This is a genomic window from Serratia sp. JKS296 (assembly GCF_900215445.1).
Classification (GTDB): Bacteria; Pseudomonadota; Gammaproteobacteria; order Enterobacterales; family Enterobacteriaceae; genus Serratia; species Serratia marcescens.
Map to the genome: position 1 here is coordinate 1,593,082 of NZ_OCMX01000001.1, position 17,569 is coordinate 1,610,650.

General features: G+C 62.0%; 15 protein-coding genes. 8 read left to right on the plus strand and 7 right to left on the minus strand.

What is annotated here, in order from left to right; genetic code table 11:
* Nucleotides 1-7 precede the first annotated feature (7 nt).
* Together CRO23_RS07545 and CRO23_RS07550 are read right to left on the minus strand one after the other, a co-directional pair.
* Nucleotides 8-1,168, minus strand: coding sequence for a NapC/NirT family cytochrome c (locus CRO23_RS07545; protein WP_016926984.1), 1,161 nt, complete (start codon nt 1,166-1,168; stop codon nt 8-10).
* Nucleotides 1,169-1,382: 214 nt separating this feature from the next.
* Complete coding sequence (locus CRO23_RS07550) at nt 1,383-1,805, minus strand: nucleotide triphosphate diphosphatase NUDT15 (protein WP_097101659.1); 423 nt, start codon at nt 1,803-1,805, stop codon at nt 1,383-1,385.
* Nucleotides 1,806-2,052: 247 nt separating this feature from the next.
* Between CRO23_RS07550 and fruB the strand changes: the two genes are divergently transcribed.
* The 3 genes from fruB to fruA are packed head-to-tail and all read left to right on the plus strand — an operon-like array spanning nt 2,053 to nt 5,821.
* Nucleotides 2,053-3,186, plus strand: coding sequence for a fused PTS fructose transporter subunit IIA/HPr protein (gene fruB / locus CRO23_RS07555; protein ID WP_016926986.1), 1,134 nt, complete (start codon nt 2,053-2,055; stop codon nt 3,184-3,186).
* On the plus strand, nt 3,183-4,124 hold the full coding sequence (fruK, locus tag CRO23_RS07560) for a 1-phosphofructokinase (protein WP_015378523.1): 942 nt from the start codon (nt 3,183-3,185) through the stop codon (nt 4,122-4,124). Before fruB ends, fruK begins: the two co-directional genes overlap by 4 nt.
* An 11-nt stretch (nt 4,125-4,135) precedes the next feature.
* Entirely contained in the window at nt 4,136-5,821 is a 1,686-nt protein-coding gene (gene fruA, locus CRO23_RS07565; RefSeq protein WP_033639847.1) for a PTS fructose transporter subunit IIBC, read from the plus strand.
* Nucleotides 5,822-5,882: 61 nt separating this feature from the next.
* On the opposite strand, the gene nfo is transcribed toward fruA, so the two are convergent.
* Together nfo and CRO23_RS07575 are read right to left on the minus strand one after the other, a co-directional pair.
* The gene (gene nfo, locus CRO23_RS07570) at nt 5,883-6,722 is read right to left on the minus strand and encodes a deoxyribonuclease IV (RefSeq protein WP_019453617.1); all 840 of its coding nucleotides are present in this window, start codon (nt 6,720-6,722) and stop codon (nt 5,883-5,885) included.
* Nucleotides 6,723-6,820: 98 nt separating this feature from the next.
* Nucleotides 6,821-7,894 (minus strand): YeiH family putative sulfate export transporter, encoded by a 1,074-nt coding sequence (locus CRO23_RS07575; RefSeq protein WP_097101661.1) that lies wholly within the window; start codon nt 7,892-7,894, stop codon nt 6,821-6,823.
* Between the two features lie 193 nt (nt 7,895-8,087).
* Here CRO23_RS07575 and CRO23_RS07580 point away from each other — a divergent pair, with 193 nt between their 5' ends.
* From CRO23_RS07580 to CRO23_RS07590, 3 genes are all read left to right on the plus strand, one after another.
* Nucleotides 8,088-8,285, plus strand: a complete 198-nt coding sequence (locus CRO23_RS07580) for a hypothetical protein (RefSeq protein ID WP_016926990.1) — start codon at nt 8,088-8,090, stop codon at nt 8,283-8,285.
* A 106-nt stretch (nt 8,286-8,391) separates the two neighbouring features.
* Nucleotides 8,392-9,258 (plus strand): DNA-binding transcriptional regulator YeiE, encoded by an 867-nt coding sequence (gene yieE / locus CRO23_RS07585; RefSeq protein ID WP_016926991.1) that lies wholly within the window; start codon nt 8,392-8,394, stop codon nt 9,256-9,258.
* Nucleotides 9,259-9,479: 221 nt separating this feature from the next.
* Complete coding sequence (locus CRO23_RS07590) at nt 9,480-10,958, plus strand: amino acid permease (RefSeq protein WP_028127733.1); 1,479 nt, start codon at nt 9,480-9,482, stop codon at nt 10,956-10,958.
* A gap of 45 nt (nt 10,959-11,003) precedes the next feature.
* Here CRO23_RS07590 and CRO23_RS07595 read toward each other — a convergent pair whose 3' ends face one another.
* Nucleotides 11,004-12,104 (minus strand): GGDEF domain-containing protein, encoded by a 1,101-nt coding sequence (locus tag CRO23_RS07595; RefSeq protein WP_097101662.1) that lies wholly within the window; start codon nt 12,102-12,104, stop codon nt 11,004-11,006.
* A 364-nt stretch (nt 12,105-12,468) separates the two neighbouring features.
* On the opposite strand from CRO23_RS07595, the gene CRO23_RS07600 reads away from it, so the two are divergent.
* Both CRO23_RS07600 and CRO23_RS07605 read left to right on the plus strand, forming a co-directional pair.
* The gene (locus tag CRO23_RS07600) at nt 12,469-13,551 is read left to right on the plus strand and encodes a FecCD family ABC transporter permease (RefSeq protein WP_004935667.1); all 1,083 of its coding nucleotides are present in this window, start codon (nt 12,469-12,471) and stop codon (nt 13,549-13,551) included.
* Nucleotides 13,548-14,336: an ABC transporter ATP-binding protein gene (locus tag CRO23_RS07605; RefSeq protein ID WP_016926995.1), complete on the plus strand. Its 789-nt coding sequence runs from the start codon at nt 13,548-13,550 to the stop codon at nt 14,334-14,336. The genes CRO23_RS07600 and CRO23_RS07605 overlap by 4 nt, the downstream gene beginning before the upstream one ends.
* A gap of 33 nt (nt 14,337-14,369) precedes the next feature.
* Here the strand turns inward: CRO23_RS07605 and CRO23_RS07610 are convergent, their stop codons facing one another.
* Both CRO23_RS07610 and CRO23_RS07615 read right to left on the minus strand, forming a co-directional pair.
* The gene (locus tag CRO23_RS07610; protein WP_016926996.1) at nt 14,370-15,323 is read right to left on the minus strand and encodes a siderophore ABC transporter substrate-binding protein; all 954 of its coding nucleotides are present in this window, start codon (nt 15,321-15,323) and stop codon (nt 14,370-14,372) included.
* 55 nt (nt 15,324-15,378) lie between these two features.
* Nucleotides 15,379-17,367 (minus strand): ligand-gated channel protein, encoded by a 1,989-nt coding sequence (locus tag CRO23_RS07615; protein ID WP_016926997.1) that lies wholly within the window; start codon nt 17,365-17,367, stop codon nt 15,379-15,381.
* Nucleotides 17,368-17,569: the final 202 nt, after the last annotated feature.

The following is a 17,569-nucleotide window of genomic DNA, read 5'->3' on the forward strand; positions in this document are numbered from 1 at the left end:
TTCTCCCTTAAAGCTTGGCCGGTGCGGCAGGTGGCATGTCGCTGGCGTGTTTTTGTACGTATTGCGTCAGCACGCGCAGCTGTTCCTGCGTCAGCGAGGTGCGCGGCGCCATGCCTTTGATGACGCCGATCCATTGGTTGGCGTTGAAGCGATCGAGCGCGGTCAGCCCGTGGCAGCCGGTGCAGTTGGCCGACATCATGTCCGCGGCGTAACGCCAGATTTTTTGCTGATCGTCGATCAGCTGCTTGCGCGGCAGCCACACCTGCAAAGAAACCTGATGCCAGACCAGGCCGGTTTCCGCATCGGTCTGAGTCGACGCGGTCTTCAGCTGTTGGCGCGCGTCCTCACCCAGCAGCACGCTGAGGATGCGCTTGCCCTGCGCGGCGTAAAACACTTCGCTGACGCCGTCTTGCTGCCAGCCGCTCACGGTGGCCAGCACCTTGTCGCCCTCCTGTTTCACCACCTGCACTTCGGTGGACGGCATCAGGTTGCCGGCGTTATGGCTGTCGTCCGCGCCGAGGAAGAACGGTTCGGTGGCGATGGTGTAGAGGGTGGTGGCGCCCGGGGCGGTCAACGCCGCGGCCTTCGCCAGCTCGGCGGCGCCGGCCTGGGTTTCGCCGCTCATGTCCGGCAGGATGTGGGCCACGCCCTTGTGGCAGTCGATGCAGGTTTCGCCCTGTTTGATCGCCACCGGGTGTTGCAGGCGCGCCTCAGGGCGCTGGGCGGTGATGTCCATGGCGTCGTAGCTGTGGCAGGAACGGCAGGTGGCCGAGTCGTTCTCTTTCAGCGTTTTCCAGACCGACTGCGCCATCGCCAGCTTGTGCGCTTCGTATTTTTCCGGCGTATCGATGGTGCCGACCATCTCGCCGTAAATGTCTTTCACCGCGCGGATCTTGGTCCACAGGTAGTCGATCGGCTGGTGCGGCACGTGGCAGTCGGCGCACTCGGCGCGGATGCCCTTGGTGTTTTGGAAGTGGACGCTGCCCTGATATTCGGCCAGCGGCTGTTGCATGGTGTGGCAGGAAACGCAGAAGGTGGTATCGCTGGTTTTATGGAAGACGGTGGCGGTCCCGGCCAACAGCGCCGCGCCGAGGATAATCCCCAGCAGCAAAAGCCATAGCCATCCCCACCGGCGCTTTTTTTCAAAGCCAGTCAGTTTTTTGCTCATGGTAAACCCGCTTATAATTATGAATTTAAAATAAAATCTTGCCAAAAGGCCACCGACCGGAGGTCAGAATGCCACGTCGATTGCAGGGGTAATGATAGAAGAGGGTTAACCCTATAGGGTTATCCGTAGTCAAAAAAATGGCATATATCGCAAAAAATAGCGTTATATTCTATTTTATATAGCGGTGGGCGGCGCAGCGCGCGCTCGCGATGGGTCAGGCCGTGGGCAGATAGGCCTGGCCGCTCAACCACAGGCGGATCGCCGTGCGGCTGGCTTCGAAATGGGGTTCCGGCAGGGCGTCCGGCGCGCACCAGCGCCATTCGGCGCATTTCTCGGGCTCTTTCAGCTCGGCGTTGCCGCCGGGGTGATCCACCTGCAGGCAGATAGACACGGTGTGTTTGCCTTCGGCGCGCCAGGTTTGCAGATTGTTGCTGACGCCAATGAAGCGCGGCGGATCGATAAGCAACCCGGTTTCTTCGGCGATTTCGCGCTGGGCGCACTGCTCGAAGGTTTCACCGGCATCCAGATGCCCGCCGGGGATCGACCAAAAGGGCGCGTGGGAGCCGCAGCGTTTACCCAACAAAATCTCGCCTTGAGGGTTGACGATGATCACCCCGACGCCCGTCACTACGTTCATGCTTTTCTCCGTCAGCAAAGTTTCAGCACAGTATGTCATTTTGCTCCGGCGCTGACCAATGAGCCGATGAAAGTGTGCGTAAGCTCAAAAATCTGCAATGGCGAAAGGGAGAAAGCTTGCTTTCGTCTTGTGCAGCTCACACACTCCTTGAAACGTTTCAGCGTTGTCCGGCCGCTTGTGGCGAACGGGTAACGCTCCTTTTTCTCAATAAAGCTGAAACGATTCAATTCAGCAGGAGAGGAGAATCATGTTCCAGTTGTCACCGCAAGACATTCATCTGGGCGCCGTTGCCGACGGTAAGCAAGAGGCCATCCGCCTGGTGGCCGCCGCCCTGACCGACGCCGGCTGCGTCAGCGCCGGTTACGTGGACGGCATGCTGCAGCGCGAACTGCAGACGTCCACCTATCTGGGTAACGGCATCGCCATTCCGCACGGCACCACCGATACTCGCGATCTGGTGTTGAAAACCGGCGTGCAGGTGTTCCAGTTCCCGCAGGGCATTGCGTGGGGCGAAGGCCAGACCGCCTATGTGGCGATCGGCATCGCCGCCCGCTCCGACGAGCATTTGGCGCTGCTGCGCCAGCTCACTCACGTCCTGAGCGATGACAGCGTGGCGGAGCGGCTGGCGCAAACCACCTCTGCGGAGGAACTGCGCAGCCTGCTGATGGGCGAACAGCAGAGCGCCGAATTCCAGTTCGACGTCTCGCTGATTGCGCTCGACGTCGCCGCCGACAGCCTGATGACGCTGCAGGCGCTGAACGCCGGCCGGCTGCAAAAGGCCGGCGCGGTCAACGCGCAGTTCGTCAGTGATGTCATCACCCGCAAGCCGCTGAACCTGGGGCAGGGCATCTGGCTGAGCGACAGCGTCGAAGGCAACCTGGGCAGTGCGGCCACCGTCAGCCGCCCGGCGCAGGCTTTCGTGGAAGACGGCGAGCCGGTGGCGCTGCTGCTGACGGTGTCGGTCGCCGACGCGCAGCCGCTGGCGGTGCTCAACTACCTCAGCGATCTGCTGCTGGCCAGTAAAGCTGAACGTTTGCTGAAGGCGGATGCCGCCGGGGTGCTGGCGCTGCTGACCAGTGAAGTGGCTGAGGAAAGCAGCGTGCTGAGCGCCGAATTCGTGATCCGCAACGAGCATGGTCTGCACGCGCGGCCGGGCACGGCGCTGGTCAACGTGATCAAAAGTTTCAACAGTGACATCACCGTCACCAACCTGGACGGCAGCGGCAAGCCGGCCAACGGGCGCAGCCTGATGAAGGTGGTGGCGCTGGGCGTGAAGAAAGGGCATCACCTGCGCTTTACCGCCAATGGAGAAGATGCTGAAGCCGCGCTGAAGGCGATAGGCGAAGCGATTAATGAAGGACTGGGCGAGGGCGCAGCATGAGCAGAAGAGTAGCAACGATCACCCTGAACCCGGCGTACGATCTGGTGGGTTTCTGCCCGCAGATCGAGCGCGGGGAAGTCAACCGGGTAAAAACCGCCGGCCTGCACGCCGCCGGTAAGGGCATCAACGTCGCCAAGGTGTTGAAGGATTTGGGCATCGACGTCACCGTCGGCGGCTTCCTGGGCAAAGACAATCAGGACGGTTTCCAGCTGCTGTTCAGCGATCTGGGGATCGCCAACCGCTTTCAGGTGGTGCCGGGGCGCACCCGCATCAACGTCAAGCTGACGGAAAAAGACGGCGAAGTGACCGATTTCAATTTCTCCGGCTTCGAAGTGACGCCGCAGGACTGGGATCGCTTCGTCAGCGACTCGCTGAGCTGGCTGGGCCAATTTGACATGGTGGCGGTGAGCGGCAGCCTGCCGGCCGGCGTCGATCCCGACGCCTTTACCGACTGGATGACCCAGCTGCGCGCCAAGTGCCCGTGCATCATTTTCGACAGCAGCCGCGAAGCGCTGGTCGCCGGGCTGAAGGCCTCGCCGTGGCTGGTCAAACCGAACCGCCGCGAGCTGGAAATCTGGGCCGGTCGCCCGCTGCCGACGCTGGCGGACGTGGTCGAGGCCGCGCATGCGCTGCGCGAGCAGGGCATCGCCCACGTGGTTATCTCCCTTGGCGCGGAAGGCGCGCTGTGGGTTAACGCATCCGGCGCCTGGATCGCCAAACCGCCGTCCTGTGAGGTGGTCAGCACCGTGGGCGCCGGCGATTCGATGGTAGGCGGTCTGATTTACGGCCTGCTGATGCGCGAATCCAGCGAACACACTCTGCGTCTGGCCACGGCGGTAGCGGCGCTGGCGGTCAGCCAGAGCAACGTCGGCGTGACCGATCGTCCCCAGTTGGCCGCGATGATGGCGCGCGTCGATCTGAAACCTTTCAATCAATAGCAGGAGGCAGAATGAAAACGCTGCTGATGGTAGACAGTTCGCTGGGGCAGGCCCGTGGCCACCTGGCGAAACGCATGCTGGAGGCCGCCGCGGCCAAAACCGGCCTGACGCTGGTCGAGTCGCTGCAGGACGCCGAACTGGTGGCGGTGGCGGGGCAGGCTGCCCCTGCTGACGCCGGGCTGAACGGCAAATTGGTGTATGTGGGCGATGTAGAACAGGCGGTGCGTGAACCGGACGCTTTTCTGGCGCGCGCCAGGGCCGAAGCTGAAACCTATCAGGCACCGCAGGCGGCGGCGCCGGTGAAAGCCGATGGGCAAAAACGCATCGTGGCGATCACCGCTTGCCCAACCGGCGTGGCGCACACCTTTATGGCGGCCGAAGCCATTGAAAGTGAAGCGAAGAAACGCGGCTGGTGGGTGAAAGTGGAAACGCGCGGCTCCGTGGGCGCCGGTAACGCCATCACCCCGGAAGAAGTGGCGGCGGCGGATCTGGTGATCGTCGCGGCGGACATCGAGGTGGATCTGGACAAGTTTGCCGGTAAACCGATGTATCGTACTTCCACCGGTCTGGCGCTGAAGAAAACCGCGCAGGAACTGGACAAGGCGCTGGCCGAAGCTGAAGTGTTCCAGCCGCAGCAGCGCGGCGGCGCGGCGCCGGCGGCGAAGAAGAAAGAGGGCAACGGCCCGTATCGTCACCTGCTGACCGGCGTGTCCTACATGCTGCCGATGGTGGTGGCCGGCGGCCTGTGTATCGCGCTGTCTTTCGTGTTCGGCATCAAGGCGTTTGAAGTCAAAGGCACGTTGGCGGCGGCGCTGATGCAGATCGGCGGCGGCTCCGCCTTCGCGCTGATGGTGCCGGTATTGGCCGGTTTCATCGCCTTTTCCATCGCGGATCGTCCGGGCCTGACGCCGGGCCTGATCGGCGGCATGCTGGCGGTGAGCACCGGCGCCGGGTTCCTCGGTGGCATCATCGCCGGTTTCCTGGCGGGTTACGTCGCCAAGGCGATCAGCAGCAAGCTGCGTCTGCCGCAGAGTATGGAAGCGCTGAAGCCCATCTTGATCATTCCGCTGGTGGCCAGCCTGATCACCGGTCTCATCATGATTTACGTGGTCGGCACGCCGGTGGCGAAAATCATGGAAGGCCTGACCCATTGGCTGCAATCGCTGGGCACCGCCAACGCCGTACTGCTGGGGGCAATCCTCGGCGGCATGATGTGCACCGACATGGGCGGCCCGGTGAACAAAGCGGCCTATGCATTCGGCGTGGCGCTGCTCAGTTCCTCGGTGTATGCGCCGATGGCGGCAATCATGGCGGCGGGCATGGTGCCACCGCTGGCGATGGGGCTGGCGACGCTGCTGGCGCGCCGCAAGTTCCCGAAATCCGAACAGGAAGGCGGCAAGGCGGCGTTGGTGCTGGGGCTGTGCTTCATCACCGAAGGGGCGATTCCGTTCGCCGCCCGCGATCCGATGCGCGTGCTGCCGTGCTGCATCGCCGGCGGGGCGCTGACCGGCGCGCTGTCGATGGCGTTCGGCGCCAAACTGATGGCGCCGCACGGCGGGCTGTTCGTGCTGCTGATCCCGGGCGCGATTTCGCCGGTGCTGCTGTACCTGGTAGCGATCGCCGCCGGCACGCTGTTGGCCGGGGTGGCTTATGCCCTGCTGAAACGTGCTGAAGTACCGGCGGCCAGCGTGGCGTAACGGCGATCCAGCCATAAAAAAACCGGAGCCCAGGCTCCGGTTTTGTCGTTTGGGCGCCGCGTTACTGCTGCGCCTTCAGCCAGGCGATCTCTTCCGCCCAGATGTCCGGGTTTACCGTTTCCAGAATCAGCGGGATATTGTCGAAACGCGGATCGCGCATGATGTAGCTGAACACCGTTTTGCCGATGTTGCCTTCCCCCAGGCTGTGATGGCGGTCGACGCGGCTGTTGAACTCGCTCTTGGCATCGTTCAGGTGCATGCCGCGCAGGTAATTGAAGCCGACGATGTCGCCCAACTGCTTGAAGGTGCGCTCGCACTCTTCTTCGGTGCGCAGATCGTACCCGGCGGCGAAGGCGTGGCAGGTGTCGATGCAAACGCCGACGCGGCTTTTGTCTTCGACGCCGTCGATGATCGCCGCCAGGTGCTCGAATTTGAAGCCCAGATTGCTGCCCTGGCCGGCGGTGTTCTCGATCACCGCCGTCACGCCGGCGGTTTTATCCAGCGCGATGTTGATCGATTCGGCGATGCGCGCCAGGCACTTGTCTTCGTCGATTTGCAGCAGGTGGCTGCCGGGGTGGAAGTTCAGCAGCGTCAGCCCCAGCTGTTCGCAGCGCTGCAGCTCGTCGATAAACGCCTCGCGCGATTTTTCCAACGCGTCGGCTACCGGGTGGCCCAGATTGATCAGGTAGCTGTCGTGCGGCAGGATCTGCCCCGGCCCGAAGCCGTACTGGGCGCAGGCGCTCTTGAACTTATCGATAACGTCGGCGGCCAGCGGCGCGGCCTTCCATTGACGCTGATTTTTGGTGAACAGGGCGAACGCGGTCGCCTCCAATTCGTGCGCGCGGATAACCGCCTGATCCACGCCGCCTGACGCGCTGACATGTGCACCGACAAACTTCATCTTCATTCTCCTGTGTTATCGGTGACATTATGGCATTGATGGCGGGCGGATTGAATGGCGAAAAGCGGCGGCCCGCCGAAGCGGGCCGCCGAGGGCGATTACAGCAGGTGTTGCACCAGTTGGTTTATCGCGCCGCCGCCGACCAGCAGCCAGACGAACAGCAGCGTCGCCAACAGAATCGGTTTCACCCCGGCCTGGCGCACGGCGCTGATGTGGGTGGTCAACCCCAGCGCCGCCATCGCCATCGCCAGCATCCAGGTGTCGGCGGTGATCAGATGGCGCACCAGCGTGGCCGGCAGCAGGTTGAAGGAGTTCAGCCCGGCGACGGCGATAAACAGCACGGCGAACCACGGAATGGTGATGGCGGATTTTTCCGCCTTGCCTGCGCTGCCGCGGCTGATGTAGCCCGACAGCAGCAGCAGGAACGGCGCCAGCATCATCACGCGGATCATCTTGGCGATCACCGCCGCATTTTCGGCGTCCGGCCCGATGGCGTGCCCGGCGGCGACCACCTGAGCCACTTCGTGAATGGTGGAGCCGGCGTAGATGCCGAAGGTTTCCTGGCTGAACGGCAGCCACTGGAAGTGTTCATTCAACTGATACAGCCACGGATAGACGAAGATCGCCAGGGTGCCGAACACCACCACGGTCGAAACCGCCACCGCCACTTTGCTGGAGTCGGCCTTCAGCACCGGCTCGGTGGCCATCACCGCCGCCGCGCCGCAAATGCTGCTGCCGGCGCCGATCAGTATCGCGGTCTGGCTGTCGATGCCGAACACTTTCTTGCCGAGCCAACAGGCCAGCAGGAAGGTGGTGATCAGGGTCAGCGCGTCGATGATAATGCCGCTGGCGCCCACGTCGGCGATCTGCTGAAAGGTCAGCCGGAAGCCGTAAAGAATAATCCCCAAACGCAGCAGGCGCTGTTTGGCCAGCTGCACGCCGCCGTGACAAACGGTTTGCCAGCGGGGGTACAGCGTGTTGCCCACCAGAATGCCGATCAGGATCGCCAGCGTCAACGCCCCCAGCCCCAGCTCCGCCACCCAGGGAATATCGCCGGCCCAGACGGCCAGCGCGGTGAGCGCGCCGGTCAGCGCCAGCCCCGGCACCAGCCGCGGCAGGCCGAACAGCGGAAAGCGTCGCTCGGGGTAAGTGTGAGTGGTATCAGTCGCCATAAAAGTCAGTCCTTCAGTCTGTTTCTCGCTGCTAAGAGTACGTTTGGGCTGAATAAAAGAGAAATTGATTATATATTTATAACCTATCTGAATAAGTGGTATTGCGTCAGGCATTGGCATAAAGTCGCATTGCGGCTAGGGTGAGGTGGAGCGGCAAGCCGCCGTCAACTTTCCAACTGAACAGGAGCAGGCGATGGATACCGACGATCAACGCAGAGAGCAGGTAGATCAGGAAGTGGGGCGCGCGGTGCGGCGGTTGATTGAAGAAAACAAGGCGATCGACCGCGACCATCTCGTGGCGATGCTGCAATTGATACAGCGGGACGAAGCCGGCACGCCGCGCGAGGCGGCGCTGGCCGCGGCGGCGCAGCTGGTCGCCTTGGGCAAGTAGCGCGCCGAACTGGCCGCAAACGGGGTAGCCTGGCCGGGCTACCCACATCATGTTGACATTAATTTTGCGGTTCTCTGGCAGAACCCTTTTCAATACCGGGACGGCTATGCATATCACGTTGCGTCAACTGGAAGTCTTCACCGAAGTGCTGAAAAGCGGTTCGACCACTCAGGCCTCGGTGGTGCTGGCGCTGTCGCAGTCGGCGGTCAGCGCGGCGCTGGCGGATCTGGAGGGGCAACTGGGCGTGCAGCTGTTCGATCGCGTCGGCAAACGGCTGGTGATCAACGAACACGGCCGGTTGCTGTATCCCAAGGCGCTGGCGCTGCTGGAGCAGGCGGGGGAGATCGAGCAGCTGTTTCGCCATGATGGGGGGGCGTTGCGCATCGCCGCCAGCAGCACCATCGGCAACTACATGCTGCCGGAGATGATCGCCCGTTACCGCCGGGACTTTCCGGCCACGCCGCTGGAGCTGAACGTTGGCAACAGCCAGGACGTGATCGTGGCGGTGGCGGATTTCCGCGTCGATCTGGGGCTGATCGAAGGGCCTTGCCATATGCCGGAGCTGGTGACGCAGCCGTGGCTGGAGGATGAGCTGGTGGTGTTCGCCGCGCCGGACAATCCCTTGACCCGCCAGCCGCCGACGCTGGAGGCGCTGGCGAATGCGCCTTGGATCCTGCGCGAGCGCGGTTCGGGCACCCGCGAGGTACTGGATCATCTGCTGCTGGCGCACCTGCCGCACTTCCAGCTGGTGATGGAGCTCGGCAACTCGGAGGCGATCAAGCATGCGGTGCGGCACGGTATTGGCATCAGTTGCCTGTCACGGCGCGTGGTGGCGGAGCAGTTGGCCAGCGGCGCGCTGGTGGAACTGCCGGTGCCGCTGCCGCCGCTGCGGCGCACCCTGTACCTGATCCGCCATCGGCAAAAGCACATTTCCAACGCCTTGCAGCGTTTTCTCAGCTATTGCGCGTTGTAATCGACAGCGCGTCACGTCTTCTATCGCCGCGCAGGCAAAAGAAAGCATAAAAACCTGCGCGCGCTCACATTAATGAGAGTAAGTAAGGCCATAAGGGCCGCGGCTAATAATTGCCTCTGAATTATGAAGCTATCTTATATCGGTGCAATGTTGCTAGTTCACCGGCGGGTATTTGTTACAATCCGCCCTCATTTTTCGAAGAGCAGATAGATAGGGAACGAATGGCTCAGCAGGATATAAAAACATCGGGGCAGCAAGCTCCCGGATTGCGCCGCGAGCTGAAAGCCCGGCATTTGACCATGATCGCCATCGGCGGCTCCATCGGCACCGGCCTGTTCGTCGCCTCGGGCGCCACGGTTTCTCAGGCCGGCCCCGGCGGGGCGCTGCTGTCTTACGCTCTGATCGGTTTGATGGTGTACTTCCTGATGACCAGTCTGGGCGAACTGGCGGCCTTTATGCCGGTCTCCGGTTCATTCTCCACCTACGGCGCCAAATACGTGGAAGAAGGCTTTGGCTTCGCACTGGGCTGGAACTACTGGTACAACTGGGCGGTGACCATCGCCGTTGACCTGGTGGCTTCGCAATTGGTGATGAGCTACTGGTTCCCGGACACTCCCGGCTGGGTTTGGAGCGCGCTGTTCCTCGGCCTGATGTTCCTGCTGAACTACATTTCGGTGAAAGGGTTCGGCGAGGCGGAATACTGGTTCGCGCTGATCAAGGTCAGCACCGTGATTATTTTCATCGCCGTCGGCGTGCTGATGATTGTCGGCATTCTGAAAGGCGGCGAGCATGCCGGCTGGCAGAACTGGACCATTGGGGATGCGCCGTTCGCCGGCGGCTTCTCGGCGATGATCGGCGTGGCCATGATCGTCGGCTTCTCGTTCCAGGGCACAGAACTTATCGGCATCGCGGCCGGCGAATCGGAAAATCCGGGTAAAAACATCCCGCGCGCGGTGCGTCAGGTGTTTTGGCGTATCCTGCTGTTCTATATCTTCGCCATTCTGATCATCAGCCTGATCATTCCGTATACCGATCCGAGCCTGCTGCGCAATGATGTGAAAGACATCAGCGTCAGCCCGTTCACCCTGGTGTTCCAGCATGCCGGCCTGCTGTCGGCGGCGGCGGTGATGAACGCGGTGATCCTGACGGCGGTGTTGTCCGCCGGTAACTCGGGCATGTACGCATCGACCCGCATGCTGTTCACCCTGGCGTCCGAAGGCAAAGCGCCGCGCATCTTCGCCAAGCTGTCGAAAGGCGGCGTGCCGCGCAACGCGCTGTACGCGACCTGCGTGGTGGCCGGGCTGTGCTTCCTGACCTCGATGTTCGGCAACCAGTCGGTTTACCTGTGGCTGCTGAATACCTCGGGCATGACCGGCTTCATCGCCTGGTTGGGCATCGCCATCAGCCACTACCGTTTCCGCCGCGGTTACATGCTGCAGGGGCGCGATCTCAACGACTTACCGTACCGTTCCGGGTTCTTCCCGCTGGGGCCGATCTTCGCCTTCGTGCTGTGCCTGATCATTACCCTGGGCCAGAATTACCAGGCTTTCCTGCAAGACAAGATTGACTGGTACGGCGTGACCGCGACCTACATCGGCATTCCGCTGTTCCTGCTGATTTGGTTCGGTTACAAGCTGTCGCAAGGCACCCGTGTCGTGAAGTACAGCGAAATGGAATTCCCGAAGATGGACGTGAAGTAATCTTCGGTGAGTGACACGCGGCGGGAGTTCCCGCCGCGTTTGGGTTTACTTTTTCCCGCCTTTGGCTTCCGCCAGCGCCTGCTGCGCCGAGCTCATCAAACTCTCTACCGTCGCGTAATTCTGCGTCAGCGCCAAAATGCCGGCGTTAAGCCGCATGTTCACCTCGCCGAACGCGCCAAAATCGTAGGGCGCCTCCAGCGGCGGCACAATGCGCGCCAGAAACTCGCTTTCCGCGCCGTAGGGCAGATCGTGCACCAGAATCAGAAACAGACCGCCGGTATAGCGGCAGACGTAGTCGCTCGGGCGGATCAGCGTCTTGAGGCGCTCGCCGACGGTGCGCAGCACGTCGTCGCCGATCTGGACGCCGTGACTTTGGTAGAGCGCCGCCAGCGGGCCGAATTCGAGAATGAACAGGTGGGAGATCGGCTGCGCCGCTGCGGGGCGGCAGATGCTGCGCATCACTACCTCGCCGCCCGCGCGGTTGAGAAAGCCGGTCAGGCGATCGCGGTGCGATGCCTGCTGCTTCTCCCAGGCCAGCGTGACGTGCTGCACCAATTGGCGATGGTAGCGCGCGATCATGCCATGGGCCAGCACCAGCCACAGCGGCGCGAGATCCGCCAGGACAAACAGATTTTGCACGCGCGACAGCGGCGCCGCCAGCAGGTAGGGCAGCGTCAGCGCGCTCACCTCAAGCAGCGCGAAGCGCGGCGCGGCGGCATGGCGCTGCATCAGCCAGCAGGCCAGGGCGGTAATGGTCAGGCCGGCGAACAGGATCAGCACGAAGCGGCCCGACAGCATCGCCAGCGCGGCGCTGGCGCCAACCAGCAGCGCCCACAACAACACTGTCACCAGCATGGCGTTCGGCCAGGCGGGTTGGCGTCTTTGCGCCAACCTGGCGCGCCCGGCGGTCAACAGCAGCAACAGCAGCAACAGGCCGATACCGACCAGCGGTTGGTTCAGCCAGGCGTACCCCGCCAACAGCGCGGCCGGCCCCACGGCATTCAGCCAGGGGGTGAGAGGAGAGGGCGTCAGCGTGAGACGCAGCTGGCGTTGAAACGGTTCGTCATCGGCGTGCAGCGGGCTGTGCAACAGCCAGTTCAGCAGCGCCGGGCGTTTGGGCGTTACCGCCGGAGATGGACTTCTCATTACAGCCTCGTCAATAAGGCCGCTCTTGCGGCGGCCTGAAAGTTTTTTGCACGCGCGGTGCTGTGGTTTTGGATTCTATGTGGTTTTGCCGCTATTTGTCAGAGTCTGGTCGGATCAGGAATAATTTTCAGAATAATTAACCTACTGGCCGTTGGCGGGGGAAAGCGTGGTGGTTTGAAAAATGGCGAGAAAAAACAAATTATTACATTTCGACAACGCTGTTTTCACCTATTGATATGATTGATAAGTATTATCGTTTGCTTTATTGTGGGCGGCTGCGCGCAGGCGGTCGCCGCGCGCTTTCCGGTTTACGGCGGACGCCTTCGCGCCGCTGTCATGATGGTTGTAACAGGTATCTTAACGAATGAGCGTATCCACCGATCCCATGACTGACGCCAAGGGGCAACCCAACGCCGGCGTGATGGGGCGTTATCAGCATATTCTTCGCCATCGCCTGTTGATGATGGGCGTGTTGGCACTGGCGATCCTGGGCTCGCTGCTGCTGGATTTCACCATGGGGCCGTCCGGCCTGTCGCTGTCCTCCTTATGGCAAACGCTGCTTGACCCCGCCGCGGCCGATGCCGGCACGCGGGTGATCGTCTGGGACATACGCTTGCCCTATGCGCTGATGGCGGTGGTGGTGGGCTTTGCGCTCGGCCTGGCCGGGGCGGAAATGCAGACCATCCTGAATAACCCGCTGGCCAGTCCCTTCACCCTCGGGGTGTCTTCTGCCGCGGCCTTTGGCGCCGCGCTGGCGATCGTGCTCGGCATCGGCATTCCGGGCATTCCCGATCAGTGGTTCATCTCCGCCAACGCTTTTATCTTCGCGCTGTTCGCCGCGCTGATGCTCGACGGCATCACGCGCTGGACGCGGGTCGCCACCTCCGGCGTAGTGCTGTTCGGCATCGCGCTGGTGTTTACCTTCAACGCGCTGGTCTCGATGATGCAATTCATCGCCAGCGAGGACACGCTGCAGGGGCTGGTGTTCTGGACCATGGGCAGCCTGGCGCGCGCCTCGTGGGACAAGCTGGGCATTCTGTTCGGGGTGTTCGCCGTGCTGCTGCCGCTGTCGATGATGAGCTCGTGGAAACTGACCGCGCTGCGTCTGGGCGAAGACCGGGCGGTGAGCTTCGGCATCGACGTGCGTCGTCTGCGGCTGACCACGCTGCTGCGCATCAGCATGCTCTCGGCGCTGGCGGTGGCTTTCGTCGGGCCGATCGGCTTTATCGGCCTGGTGGCGCCGCACATCGCCCGCATGATCTTCGGCGAAGATCACCGTTTCTACCTGCCGGCCAGCGCGCTGATTGGCGCGCTGGTGCTGTCGATGGCCTCGGTGGCGTCGAAAAATCTGGTGCCCGGCGTGATCATTCCGGTGGGCATCGTCACCTCGCTGGTCGGGGTGCCGTTCTTCCTGAGCATTATTCTGCGCCATCGGGGGAACGTATGAACCAGGGCTTGCGCATAGAACACTTCTCGGCGGGCTACCCGAAACGTCAGGTGATCGACGATCTCTCGGTGCCGATGCTGCCGCGCGGGCAAATCACCGTGCTGCTGGGGCCGAACGGCAGCGGCAAATCGACGCTGCTGCGCTCGCTGGCCGGGCTGAACCCGGCGCAGGGCAAGCTGTGGCTGGACGACGGCGATCTGATGCAGATGCCGTTCGCCCGTCGCGCGGAGAAAGTGGTGTATCTGCCGCAGTCGCTGCCCGCCGGGGTGCACCTGCACGTGCTGGAGTCGATCATCGTGGCGCAGCGCGCCTCGGGCGGCCGCAGCAACGCCGGCAGCGAAGCGGAGGTGATGGCCCTGCTGGAGCAACTGGGCATCGCCCATCTGGCGTTGAGTTATCTCGATCAGCTGTCCGGCGGGCAGAAACAGCTGGTGGGGTTGGCGCAGTCGCTGATCCGTCAGCCGTCGCTGCTGCTGCTGGATGAGCCGCTGAGCGCGCTCGATCTCAACTATCAGTTCCACGTGATGGATTTGGTGCGCCGTGAAACCCGCAAGCGCAATATCGTGACGGTGGTGGTGGTGCATGACATCAACATCGCGCTGCGTCACGGCGACCACGTGCTGATGCTGCAGGATGGCGATCTGATCGCCGATGGCGCGCCGGATCAGGTGATTACGCCGCAGAGCCTGGCGCGGGTCTACGGCGTGCGCGGGCGCATCGAACGTTGCTCGCAGGGCACGCCGCAGGTGCTGATAGACGGTTTGGTAAACCAGCCGACGATTTAACCCAAGAAAAAGCCCGGCATCGCCGGGCTTTCTTTATCGCGCAGTGTGATTCAGCGCCTCGCTCACGCGTTCGACGACGTGTTGGGCGGTGACGATGCCGCCGGACAGATAGACCTCGGCCGCCGGCAGGTAAACCACCTGGCCTTTTTTCACCGCCGTGGTTTTCTTCAGTGCGGTGCCGGTGAGGATTTTCTGCGGCGCCACCGCGTTCGGCCGCCCGGTCGCGGCGTCTCTGTCGATGACGAACAGCCAGTCCGGATTCAGCTTGGCCACCTGCTCAGGCGTCAGCTTGTTGCCGCGCACGTCTTTTTCATCGGACTGCAACGCGGACGCGAAGCCGAGGGCGTCATAGACGAAGCTGAAACGGCTCTTGGGGGCGTAAGCGCTGATCTTGCCGCCGGAGAACAGCACCACCAGCCCGCGTCCGGCCTGGGCGGCCTGCGGTTTGACCGCCGCGATCTGCGCATCCAGCTTGTCGATCGCCGCCTGCGCCTGTTGCTGCTTATCGAACAGCTCGCCCAACTGCAAGGTGCGCTGTTTCAGGCTGCCCAACTGATCCTGCTGATCGACGGACATGTTCAACGTCGGCGCCAGCGTGTTCAGCTCGTCATAGGCTTTGGACGCCCGGCCGGCGATCAGGATAAGATCCGGTTTGGCGGCGCGCAGCACGGCCATATCCGGTTGGAACAGGGTGCCGGCATTGAGGTATTTGTCGTCCTGATAGCGCTTCAGGCTATCCGGCAAGTTCTTGCGGTTGCCGGGCAGCGCCAGCGGCTCGACGTCCAGCAGCTGCAGCGTTTCCAGCGAGGCGTAATCCAGCACCACGATGCGCTGCGGGTGCTTCTTCACCTCGGTGCTGCCGTTCAGGTGCTGGACGTTGACGGTGGCCGGGGTAGCGGCTACCTGCGTATCGGTTTTGCTGTGGCAACCCGCCAGCGCCATCGCGGCCAGCAGGGCGATCATCAGGGGGGAGCGGCGTAATTTCATGGAGCTTCCTCACGGTGATGGAATGAAAAGGGCGCGCGGCGCGCGCCCAGGGGCATCAGAAGTTGTAGGTCATGCCGACGGTGTATCGGCGGCCGTCCAGCGTGGTGTTGTAGTGATCGTAATCCACGGTCTTGTCGAGGATGTTGTAGACCCCGCCGGTCAACTGCAGGTTTTTCGCCGCCTGGTAGCTCAGGCCCGCATCGACGAAGGTGTAGGACGGTGTGCTCTTGGCCATCGAGGTACGGCTCAGATACTCAGACGTTTTGCTGCGGAAATTAACGCGCGACCACAGGCTGAGGTCCTGCGTGGCGCGCCAATCCAGCACGGTGTTAACCATGTGCTTCGGCATCTGGTTGAGCGCCTTGCCCTGGAACTCGCCGCTCTTCTGCTCGGAAGAGGTGTAGGTGTAGTTAGTGTTCCACTTCCAGTCTTTGTTGATCTGCCAGCCGAAGGTGGCTTCTACGCCGCGCATATTGGCTTTGTCGACGTTGACGCGATCGCTGATAAAGTCGTAGACGTCATTGCCGATCTTACAGTCTGGCGTGTCTTCGCAGCGGCGCACTTCGGTGATCTTGTTCTTGAAGTCGGTGTTGAAGACGGTGACCCCGGCGTTGACGCCTTTCAGGCTATCCCACATCAGGCCGATCTCTTCGCTCAGGCTCTTCTCCGGCTGCAGATCCGGGTTGCCGACGATGATGCCTTTACGCACGCCGCCGCCGGTGACCTGGCCCCAGTTGGCGGAGGATTGGCGCAGATCCGGCGAACGGTAGCCGGCGGAAACGCCGCCTTTCAGCGTCCACTGCTCGGTCAGGTGCCAAACGCCGTACATGCGCGGCGACCAGTGGCTGCCGAAGTTCTGATCGCGGTCCATACGGATGCCGCTGGTCAGGCTAAAGTCATTGGTCAGCGCCCATTCGTCTTCGGCGAACAGCGCCCAGCTCCAGCGCGTCAGTTGATTGACGTCTTGCGCCGAGCTTAGCTGGTTGCCACTGTCGCCCAGTTTCTCATAGCGGTATTGGCCGCCGAGGTTCAGCATGTGAGAACCCAGCTCGAACTGGTTCTGGGTGTTGAAGATGGTGTTGTACATCTTCATTTTGCGGCCCGGGTTGTTGGTCTCTTCCCGCTGAACGTAGCTGGTGGAGTTGCCGAAGTCGTAATAACCGTTGTGGGTCAGCGAGTAGTTGGTACGGGTGTAGAGATCTTCGCTGCGGGAAGTTGGGGTGCATTTGCCTTTGCTGCAGCGCTCCGCCACCACCGATTTGCCCGGCGTGCTGTTGCGATCCTGCAGCGAGCGGCCGATTTCGAAGTCGAATTCGTTTTTTTCGTCCGGGGTCAGGGTGAACACCGCAGTGCCGCTGCGCATGCGCTGTTCATTGTAACCGTTGACGATTTTATCTTCCGCGCGGCGTGAGAGCAGGCCGTTGACCCGCAGGCCGAGCAGGCCTTCAACCAGCGGGCCGGACGCGTAGGCGTTGGTCTGGAACAGGTCGCCGGAATCGCGGTTTTCCTGAAGGGTGGCATCGCCGTGCAGCGAGCCTTTCCACTCGGTGCGTGAGGTTTTGCGGGTGATGACGTTGATCACGCCGCCCATGGCGTCGGAACCGTACAGCGAAGACATCGGCCCGCGCACCACTTCGATGCGCTCAATGGCTTCCAGCGGCGGCAGCCAGCCTTGTTCGATGCCGGCGTTGTCGCTGTTCGGGCGGGTGCCGCGGGTATCGACGCGCTTGCCGTCCACCAGGATCAGGGTGTACTTGGAAGACATGCCGCGGATGCTGATGTCGCTTTTGCTGCCGCCGTCGGTGACCACCACGCCCGGCACGTCTTTCAGCGCGTCGGTGATGTCGCGGTAAGCCTTGTCTTCGATTTGCTGGCGCGGGATCACCGAGATGGAAGCGGCGGAGTCCTGAATTTTTTGCTGGAAGCCGGAGGCGGTGACGACCATGGTGTCCTGGGTGTCGTCCTGCGGCGCGGCCAGTGCGGCGGTGGCGCTGAGTGAGGCAATCACCAGAGCGGCGAGCTTGCTGTAACGTGGCGTTTCCATGAGGTGAACCTTTCCTGGATTGAAGTGAAAGTAATTAACCAATTGAATTTCTAATGAAATTATTCATCGTTCGCTGAGAAATACTTCGCTTCGTCAGCGTTGCGTGAGGGTATTGTAAGGATTTTTTACTGAATGTAAACGCTAATGATAATTCATATCATTTGTATGCTTGTTCTACTGACGGGAAAGGGTAACCGGATGA

Coding starts and splice junctions, on each gene's coding strand:
- nfo (WP_019453617.1), bottom strand. CDS start 6,722: ATGAAGTTTGTCGGTGCACATGTCAGCGCGTCAGGCGGCGTGGATCAG.
- CRO23_RS07605 (WP_016926995.1), top strand. CDS start 13,548: ATGAACCAGGGCTTGCGCATAGAACACTTCTCGGCGGGCTACCCGAAA.
- fruK (WP_015378523.1), top strand. CDS start 3,183: ATGAGCAGAAGAGTAGCAACGATCACCCTGAACCCGGCGTACGATCTG.
- fruB (WP_016926986.1), top strand. CDS start 2,053: ATGTTCCAGTTGTCACCGCAAGACATTCATCTGGGCGCCGTTGCCGAC.
- CRO23_RS07595 (WP_097101662.1), bottom strand. CDS start 12,104: ATGAGAAGTCCATCTCCGGCGGTAACGCCCAAACGCCCGGCGCTGCTG.
- CRO23_RS07575 (WP_097101661.1), bottom strand. CDS start 7,894: ATGGCGACTGATACCACTCACACTTACCCCGAGCGACGCTTTCCGCTG.
- CRO23_RS07610 (WP_016926996.1), bottom strand. CDS start 15,323: ATGAAATTACGCCGCTCCCCCCTGATGATCGCCCTGCTGGCCGCGATG.
- CRO23_RS07615 (WP_016926997.1), bottom strand. CDS start 17,367: ATGGAAACGCCACGTTACAGCAAGCTCGCCGCTCTGGTGATTGCCTCA.
- yieE (WP_016926991.1), top strand. CDS start 8,392: ATGCATATCACGTTGCGTCAACTGGAAGTCTTCACCGAAGTGCTGAAA.
- CRO23_RS07600 (WP_004935667.1), top strand. CDS start 12,469: ATGAGCGTATCCACCGATCCCATGACTGACGCCAAGGGGCAACCCAAC.
- CRO23_RS07590 (WP_028127733.1), top strand. CDS start 9,480: ATGGCTCAGCAGGATATAAAAACATCGGGGCAGCAAGCTCCCGGATTG.
- CRO23_RS07580 (WP_016926990.1), top strand. CDS start 8,088: ATGGATACCGACGATCAACGCAGAGAGCAGGTAGATCAGGAAGTGGGG.
- CRO23_RS07545 (WP_016926984.1), bottom strand. CDS start 1,168: ATGAGCAAAAAACTGACTGGCTTTGAAAAAAAGCGCCGGTGGGGATGG.
- CRO23_RS07550 (WP_097101659.1), bottom strand. CDS start 1,805: ATGAACGTAGTGACGGGCGTCGGGGTGATCATCGTCAACCCTCAAGGC.
- fruA (WP_033639847.1), top strand. CDS start 4,136: ATGAAAACGCTGCTGATGGTAGACAGTTCGCTGGGGCAGGCCCGTGGC.